The following is an 8,269-nucleotide window of genomic DNA, read 5'->3' on the forward strand; positions in this document are numbered from 1 at the left end:
GGCTCCGGGCGGCGGCGGCAGTGGCACCGACGTGGCGGCAACTCCGGGCGGCGGCGGCGGCAGCGCCGACGCGTGGTGGGCTCCGGGCGGCGGCGGCAGCGCTGACGGGGAGGCTCCGGGCGGCGGCGGCAACGCTGACGGGGAGGCTCCGGGCGGCGGCGGCAGCGGCGTCGCGATCCGCTGCGAGGGCGCCCCTGGCGGCGGGGGCAACGCGCTCGGCGGCGGGGGCAAGGGACCACCGCTCCCGGGCGGGGGCGGAAGGGGAACGGGCGCGACCCCGCCGAGCAGCGTGCTCTTGCGGGCAGCGCCCGAAGGGGGCGGCGGCATGAGTCCTGGCGTGGTGCCGCGAGGAGCCTTCTTCGCCAGCCCCTCGAAGACGTCCAGATCGCTGCCCTTATCATCGGCCATGTTCAGCCACTCCTCGACGAAATGCGACGACGTTACGCCGCGGACGACAGAAACCCCTTTCGCACATCTCGCGCCACGCGAGTAGAGGATCGATGGGGCTCCGTGACCGCACCGCGCTCAGGCGGGAAAACCGAGACCTATCTAGCCTACCCGCGCCTGGCGTGCTTCGCGAGTTTGTTCACGTCGTTCCGCGGTGTTCGCCCGGGGGCCTTAGTTCGGCGCCCCCTCGGCGGGGTCCTTCGCCGGCTTCTTGAAGTAGCGGATCCGCTTCTGTTGCAGCGGATACCACGTGCTCATGGGCACGATGGGCGTGTCCTCCAGGAAACGACGGCCGCCGGGGGCGTCGGCGCGCGTGAGGCGGACCGCCGTCGCGCCCTGGGGCGGGTGCACGGCGGCGCCGGTGAGATCCGTGTCCCCGCCGAGCGCCAGCGTCAGCGGCTTCGGGAGGAGCAGCCGCGTGCTGCATCCCGCGTTCTTCAGGAGCGCGTCGAACGCCTTCGCGTCGGCCGCCGAAGCGTCGGCAGGCGTCACCAGCTCGACGTAGAGCAACATGCCGTCCTTGTCGTTCACGCCGACGGCGGCGGCCGCGACCGCGGCGTTCGGCGATCCCGTCGCGAGGCGGATCGCGCCTTCGACGGGCGGCTCCGCGTCGATCGCGAACGCGCCGGCCGAGGCCCAGAGCGACGCCGCGCCCGCGCCTGCGTCGGCCGGCCCCGCGTCGAGCATGGCCACCGTCTTCGCCGCGCTCTGCGTCGATGCCTTCGCAGCCCCCACCGTGCGTGGATCGATCTTCACCACGCGCGCCTTGCGATCGGGCCGCGCCGCATCGAAGCGCAGCTCCGTCGTCGCGAGCGCGTAGGGGAAGCCATGCTGCGGCAAGCCCTTGACGCGCCACTGACCTTCGCCCTCGACGGGCGGCTGCGCGACGGGCGCGAGGGCTGCGCCGGGCAGCACGTGGCGTAGCGTCATGTAGAAGTAGTCGCGCGCCTCGCGCTTGATGTAGCGCGGGAAGTTCATGAGGCCCATGCCGCGGATGAAGCGCCTGCCGCGGAACTTCCATCCGTCGATGCCGGAGACCGTGCCCTCCGACTCCCAGTCGTACTGCAAGGGCCTGCCGAGCGGATCCATCTCGCCTTCGGGCGCGACCTTGTAGAACTCGAGCCCGCTGTGGCCCGCGTTCATGTCGAGCGCGATGCCGTACGAGCAGCGCGTCTGGATCATCGACTGCGCGAGCCCCTCGGGCCCGAGGTCCGCGCCGTAGAAGTACGCGACGAACTTCTCCTTCGTCAGACAGATGCCCGTGCGCACGGTGTGCGTCTTGTCCGCCCAGCCCGGCGGCGTCCCGCCCCACCACGTGCGGTTGTACGGGTTGAACTTCTCGTCGAGCACCATGACCGTCATGTTCTGCCGGTACGACAGCACGTGCGGCGGGATGCTCTGATCCTCGGGCCAGCTCCCGAACGCGGTCGATCCATCCCGCAACACGGCGACGGTCGCGCCGTAGGGCTTCGGCGGCAGATACACGACGCCGTCGGCCATCATGCCGAACTCGCCGTGCAGCGCCTGGAAGCCTGCGTTCGAAGCGGCGACGACGCGCTCGAGCACCGCGGGATCCCGCGGGATGAAGCCGGGCCCGGCCTCGCCCGTCGCGCCCTTCGGCTCGACCGTACCGGCCATCATGTGCAGCTCCACCTGCCGCGGATCCCAGACGACGATGAACACGCGTGTCGTCTTGCGCGAGCGATCGGGGCGGATGTACGTCGTGACGAACGCGGGCGGCAGGCCCTCGATCCTTCGAATGAACGGATCCTTGTCCTGCGGGTTCCACTGCCCCTCGCCGGGCAGCGCGGGCGTGATCCACGGCTCGAGCGGCGCCGGAGGCCAGCCGATCTCGGGGTCGGTCGGCATCGTGCGCGTGGGCGCTTCGAGCGTGGTTTGTCCGAGGTCCTCGGCGATCGCCTCGGCCGCGGCTTGCTCGCCGCCCATGTTCTCTTTTTGCCGCATGACGACCTCGAGGCCCGCGAACGCGACGGCCTTGATCGTCTGCATCGCCTCGTCGCCGATGACGTCACGCACGCGATCGACCGACCACGTGACGACGTTGCCAGGCCGCGCGATCTCTCCACTCTCGTGCGAGAGCCAAGCCGGGAGCGTCGCCGGTCCGTCGAGCGGCACGCGCGCCTCGCGGCCTCCATCCCGCACGACGAGCGTCGCTTCTTCGAGCGCACATCGCACATCCCGCGCGGGCGCCTCGCCTTCCTTCGCGTCGGCCTCTTGCGCGTCGCCTTGGCCCTCGCCTTCGCCTTCGCCGAGCGTGAACGTGCGCTTGCCGATGCCGCGGAGTTGCCCCGTCTCCTGCGCGTTCGTCAGCGCGTTCTGCATCCGCTCGACGCGCGTCCAGCCTTCGGTCGCGAGGGCTTGCCCCGAGAGGTCGAAGACGTGCACGGTGGGATGGCTGCCGGCGATGAGCGGGCTCGACACGTAGGCCAAACGCTCGCCACGCACCGTGGGCCGCGACTCGTCGGCGCCGCTCGTCTCGGTGAGGTTGAAGGCGCCGCCCACGTCGAGGAGCACGCCTTCGGGGGAGAGCTCGGCGTGCACGAGGAAAAGATCGTTCGGCTCGCCCTGCGCGGGCGCGGCGCGCACGACGGCGCGGCTCTTTGCGCCGAGCGCGCCCCACACGCCGCGCGGTGGATCGATCCAGACGACGTCGTCGGCCGCGGCCACGAGGCCCTGCGACGCGAGCGCCGAGGCGAGCGCGGTGGACCTGTCCTTCGCGCCGAGGTTCGGGACGCCACGAGGCACGAGCGTGGCGAGCGCAGCGGCGCCGAGCACGGTGAGCGCGACGTGGCGGCGTCCTTGTCGAACGAGGGTGGAGAGGCGAGAGGTAGCCATGCCGCGGAGGGGTTCGGGGCGGAGCCCCCAAGTGTCGACAGAACGCTCGAAGCCGGTGGGGCCTGCCCAGCGCCAGGAAAACGCGGAGCGGCGCGGCAATATCATCGGCGCGGCGGAAGGGCCAACGTTTCGTCGGGGGGCCGCGGCATGGATGAGGGGCCGAAAATCGTCGCGCGTGGCGGTCGACACGTGGAGACCACCTCGGTCCACGTTCTCCAGCGCCGGTGGACGCGCGGCGAGGCCCGCGTGTCGTCGTGGACGGGAGGGGTCGACGCGTGGCGGGGGGCGCTGGTCGTTGTGGACGGGAGGGGTCGACGCGGGGCGACACCTGCGCGTCCTCGTCGACTGGGGGGGTCGACGCGTGGCGACGCCTGCGCGTCCTCGTCGACCGTGGGGGTCGACGCGTGGCGACACCCGCGCGTCCTCGTCGACCGTGGGGGTCGATGCGTGGAGACACCTTCGGGCGAGCTTCAGCGAGGGGGGCGGGGGCGAAGAGGGGGAGAGGGGCGGGGACGGGAACGGTTTCGCAGAGGTTTCCGCTCGGGGACGGCGAGCTTACCGTCGGACGGAGGACTCATCAGGCTGAGGGTCTACGAAGTCGTCTTGGCCATGGCCGGGACCGCGCAGGGCCATGCAGAACATTGCGTTGACCGTGCCAGAAGCGGTGGACAGCTACGGCCAAAGCGATCGTCGACGCTTATCATAACGCGTGACGCGTTCGGCTGCCGATCGTCTCACGCGACCAGTCAGTACGCAGCGAGCACGCGGACACTGGAGCCCAGTTCAATGGATCCGAAGCCCCCCGGAATGGTGTTGTTCGGGCAGACGTCCGGGCAAACCCCTCCGGGGAGGTTGCAGCTATGGTGACAGCCGCCGTACCAGCTCCCGTTCGTCGCCGTGTGGAGCGCTGTCTCGGGGTCGGCCTCGCTCGCCTCCCACATCGGGTCCAGCGAGGCGTCATGTTGCGCCACGGGGTATGCCGATACACGCCCGCTCATCGTGCCCACGAACACCCAGCCTGCGCCGTCGAAGGCGCCGCCCTCGACGACCACCGTCGGGCCGGCAACGTTGCCCTGGAGAGGCATATTGTAGGACCAGTAGCGCGGGCCGCCGACGCCCCCGCCCTCGTAGCTCGGTGTGAAGGTGTCCGCGATCCGAAGCGTGCCGCCAATGGGAATGCGCGGAACTGCGCCGGAATTTGCGGGCCAGCCGCTATCGCCGCTTCCGAGATTGTCGATGCCCTGGAACGTCGCGAAGGCCAGCCGGCTGCTGTCCTGAAACCAAGCAATGCCATAGGGGTAACGGCCCGGTCTCGTCGGCATGCTCGCGTTGCTCCCGAAGGACTTCCACGTATTGGTTGCGACATCGAGGACAAACACCCGGTCGCAACCCACCTGCGTGTTCTGTGCCTGGTAGCTGGCTGTGTGGATCTGATCGGGGCAAGTCGACGCGAGCCGACCGCCCACGGCGAGGCTCGACCCGTCGGGCGATAGGGCCATGGGCTGGAGGCCCGCGACGGCTCCGGGGGTTGCCAGCCATTGTAGCGTAGCCTGCGCGGTGCCATTGCACTGCGCGAGGGCGGGGAGGCTCACCGAGGCGAGTGCTCCGCTGAGGGGCAAACCGCGCAGTGAGATCCAGACCTTGCTCCCGTCCGCGCTCACCACGACATCGTAGGCGCCCTGGCCCGCGACCTGCGCGACGGAAAAGCGCTCGCAGAGCATGTTGGCGCCCAGGTCGTACGCGACCAGCTCACCCGTCACCGGGGACACGGCGAGCACGAGTTCTTTCGCGGCCGCGTTGATGACGGCGATCCCGTCGAGGGAGGAGATGCCGGGAAACGAAAGACGGGTGATGCCGTTGCCGGCGTCGCCATCAAGGTCGACCTCGGCATCATCGCGGACGCCCACGATCTGGCCGGCGCTGGTCGTCACCAGGAGGCGCCTGCCGCTTGCGGGGGCGATGTCGCGGGGGAGTGAACCGACGGGCACCGTATCGCCAACCTGATTAATCTCCGCGACGCCCGCTAAGGTGGTAACCTGGAGGCGCTGGATCCCAGCGTTCGTCCCGGCGACGAGACCGACGCAGCCGCAGTGCCGTCGGGCGAGGGCGATCGGATCGGTCGCGCCCGATACGCTCGGCTCGTAGATATAAGGTACATTGTCCGGCGCGACCGAAGCGAAATAGCAGAGCGGCTCGGCCGTCTTATCGTAGTCGGTAATGTCATTTCCGACCCGCAGGAACGGAGCGACCCACTCCGCGCAGGCGTCGCACGCCGCCCGAAGAGCGTCCCCGCCCGGGGCGATGTCGATGAGCTTGGGCAACGCCGCGAGGTCCGCCGCGGTGACCGCGTCGCAGAGCTGGGGCGCGCGCGACGCATGGAACGCCAGTGCGAGCGCGCCGCCGGGATCGTTCGGATCTGGCGGCGGGAGATGGGTCGGCAGCGCCGGATCGACGAAAGGGGCCAGGTCTTCGGGCGGCGCCATTGGGTTCCCGTTCTCCGTGGTGCACCCGTCCTTGTCGGCGGGGTCCGTGGAATAGCACCGGTTTGGCTGGACTCCCAGCATGGTGAAGAGGGTTTGCTTGGGTGTGTACGCGATCGTCTTACAGCCCGTGGAGTCGCAGAACCCGCCCTCGTACCATGACGCGAGCTGCAGCGCGGACAGCTCGGTCCCCTCAGGGTATAATTTCGCGAGCACCTTAGCGGCGTTGCGAAGGCGCCCGTAGTGGGAGCGGGCTTTGCCCTCAATCGAGACCGGGATTTTGGCGAGCACGCCCTCGTCCTCGGCGATGTCGAGCTGCCAATCTTCTCTGTCTTCAATGCCGCGGGAGATGGAGAGGTTCGTTGCCTTAGGCGCGCGGCATGCGCTCGCGTCGAACGACGGCGGGGCCCACATCGCGGCGCCGAGCACGGGCGCGCCAAAGGACATGCCATCCGAGAGCTGCGCATATACCGCGCCGAGCGAACCTTTCACACAGTCAAGGAGCTTCTGCGCCTGACCGTCGAGTACGGCCGTGGCATAAGGCAAAGGCTTATTCGAGACCTTATCGTGGTTGGGCAGTCCCCCCACCGCGTCGTGCAGGTGCATGTCACCCACGACCTGGTACTTAACGTCATTATCCATGGCGCTGACATCCTCGTGCGGGAAGCACATCGGATCGCGGAAGGTGAAGGTGGGGAGGTAGGGCTTTTCGAGTGAAACCTCGAACAAGACGGGATCCGTTCCGTGGATGGTGCCGGCGGACAAGGCGACGATCTCAGCGGTCAGGAGCTGTAGTAATTGCGGTTCGAGATCGTTCCATTCTAGATCTTCGGGTTCGTCCTTCTTGGACTTGGTCTCTGGAAAGTGCTTCAGATTTGCTGAGCCCCATCGCTGCCACATGTGGCCTGCGCTCCACGAATCCTGCAGGTAGTGTTGTGCAACGGCCTCGTACGCGAGCGCCTCGACCTCGCACGCGCGGAAGAACGTGGCGAATCGCGCATCCGTCGCCGTTCGGCGCTCCATGGGTTCGGCGTTCCAGATTGCGGCGCGTGTCGAGCTGCACTCGGCCGCTCGGCCCAGAGCGAGCTGATGGTAATGCTCGAACCACAGGTCGCTTTGCGGCGGGAAGTGATTCGAGTTCGTGGCGCCCATGTGCGTTGCAAACACGTGGCATGCCTGCGCCGCGTCGAACGGCGAGGGCAGCGACTTCAGCGGGCACGTCTCGTTGCCGCGCGCCCAGTCCCACATGCTGAAGGAGAAGTCGGGTAGCTGGGCCAGCTCGTCCAGCGCGAACGAGCGAAGGACCGCGCGATGCGCGGCAGCAGGGGCCTTCACGTCAATCGTGGGGAGCTCCCCGTGTTCGCCGACAACGGTGTTCGATGCAGGACCCGTGAGCACGGTGAGGCTCATCGTCTCCAGCACCGCGGGGGGTAAGCCGGCCGCCTTCGCCGCGCGCTCGAAGAGGTAGCGATGCTCGTCGAGCTGGAACTCGGGGTCACGCCACCGCCCACGTGCCGCCTCGATGCCCTCGCAGCCGCGGCTGTCGGGCGTGAACTCGAGCTGGCCGACTTTGGCGTTCGCGTCCTTGTATCGGTAGCAGATGGAGTCCCAGGCGGCGACCGGCCTGGGGGATACGACGATGGCCGTCGCCGCGAGGAAGAGCGGCAGTCCAAACCTGATTTTCACGGTGCACCTCCGAGCATGGCGTCCACGCCGGGCATGCAGACGGGCCCTCCGTAAAGGACACTTAGGTAAGCGGTAATCGGATCGACCCCCGCGATGCGCTGCGCCGAATACGCCGTGAAACACGCATCCGCGCAGCACGGCGCCGGCTCGGTCCAGGGCTCGCTCGTGGTGCAATGGGGCGACGACATCATGCAGGCGTCGAGTGAGCGCACGCCCGGCTCGAAGCAGTTTGCGACGATCTCGGCGCACCGCTCGCGCGCCGAGATCGCATCGGGGGTCAAGCGAACGACCATGTTGATGCGGGCCCCACGCAATAGGATAGGCCGCCCCTGTGCGTCGACAGGATAATTCGAGTAATCAGGCGGCGGCGGTAGCGGCGGAACGATCACGGGCGGCGGAGGGACCCAGTCGCCCATCGAATTGCCTCCCATGCCCCCGTTGCCACCCGTGCCGCCCGTGCTCCCCATGCCGCCCGTGCTCCCCATGCCGCCCGTACCGCCCGTGCTCCCCATGCCGCCCGTGCCGCCCGTGCTCCCCATGCCGCCCGTGCCGCCCATGCCCCCGGTGCTCCCCGTCGTTCCAGCGCTACCTGTGCCGCCGCCAAAGCCGCCAGAGCCGGTCGTGCCCGTGCTCGGTCCACTCGAGCCGGAAGGGGTAGTGCTCTCGTTGCAACCGTATCACCTCGCCCACCCCCGTCCTGACGCCCCGTGTCCCTCGTGCCCAGGCTCCCCGCCGGAAGGAGCCTCAACATGTGTACGGAACAACAAGCGGCAGCCATTCGTGCGGAGGTCTCGCGTATC

Annotated in this window: 3 protein-coding genes and 1 pseudogene; all 4 read right to left on the bottom strand. The window is 68.8% G+C overall.

The window, feature by feature from the left end; genetic code table 11:
• Positions 1–408 (bottom strand): annotated as a pseudogene (locus E8A74_RS51250) (hypothetical protein); the annotation flags it as partial.
• Between the two features lie 210 nt (positions 409–618).
• A complete protein-coding gene (locus tag E8A74_RS51255) occupies positions 619–3,303 on the bottom strand; it encodes a hypothetical protein (RefSeq protein ID WP_136936520.1) in 2,685 nt (894 codons plus the stop codon).
• Positions 3,304–4,049: 746 nt separating this feature from the next.
• Positions 4,050–7,469 (bottom strand): YncE family protein, encoded by a 3,420-nt coding sequence (locus E8A74_RS51260; protein ID WP_136936521.1) that lies wholly within the window; start codon positions 7,467–7,469, stop codon positions 4,050–4,052.
• Positions 7,466–8,026, bottom strand: coding sequence for a hypothetical protein (locus E8A74_RS51265; RefSeq protein WP_136936522.1), 561 nt, complete (start codon positions 8,024–8,026; stop codon positions 7,466–7,468). Before E8A74_RS51265 ends, E8A74_RS51260 begins: the two co-directional genes overlap by 4 nt.
• Between the last annotated feature and the right edge of the window lie 243 nt (positions 8,027–8,269).

The organism is Polyangium fumosum (assembly GCF_005144585.1).
Lineage (GTDB): Bacteria > Myxococcota_A > Polyangia > Polyangiales > Polyangiaceae > Polyangium > Polyangium fumosum.

What these genes read in the sequence shown, in the direction of transcription:
- E8A74_RS51255 (WP_136936520.1), bottom strand. Translation starts at nt 3,303, where the DNA reads ATGGCTACCTCTCGCCTCTCCACCCTCGTTCGACAAGGACGCCGCCAC.
- E8A74_RS51265 (WP_136936522.1), bottom strand. Translation starts at nt 8,026, where the DNA reads ATGGGCGGCACGGGCGGCATGGGGAGCACGGGCGGCACGGGCGGCATG.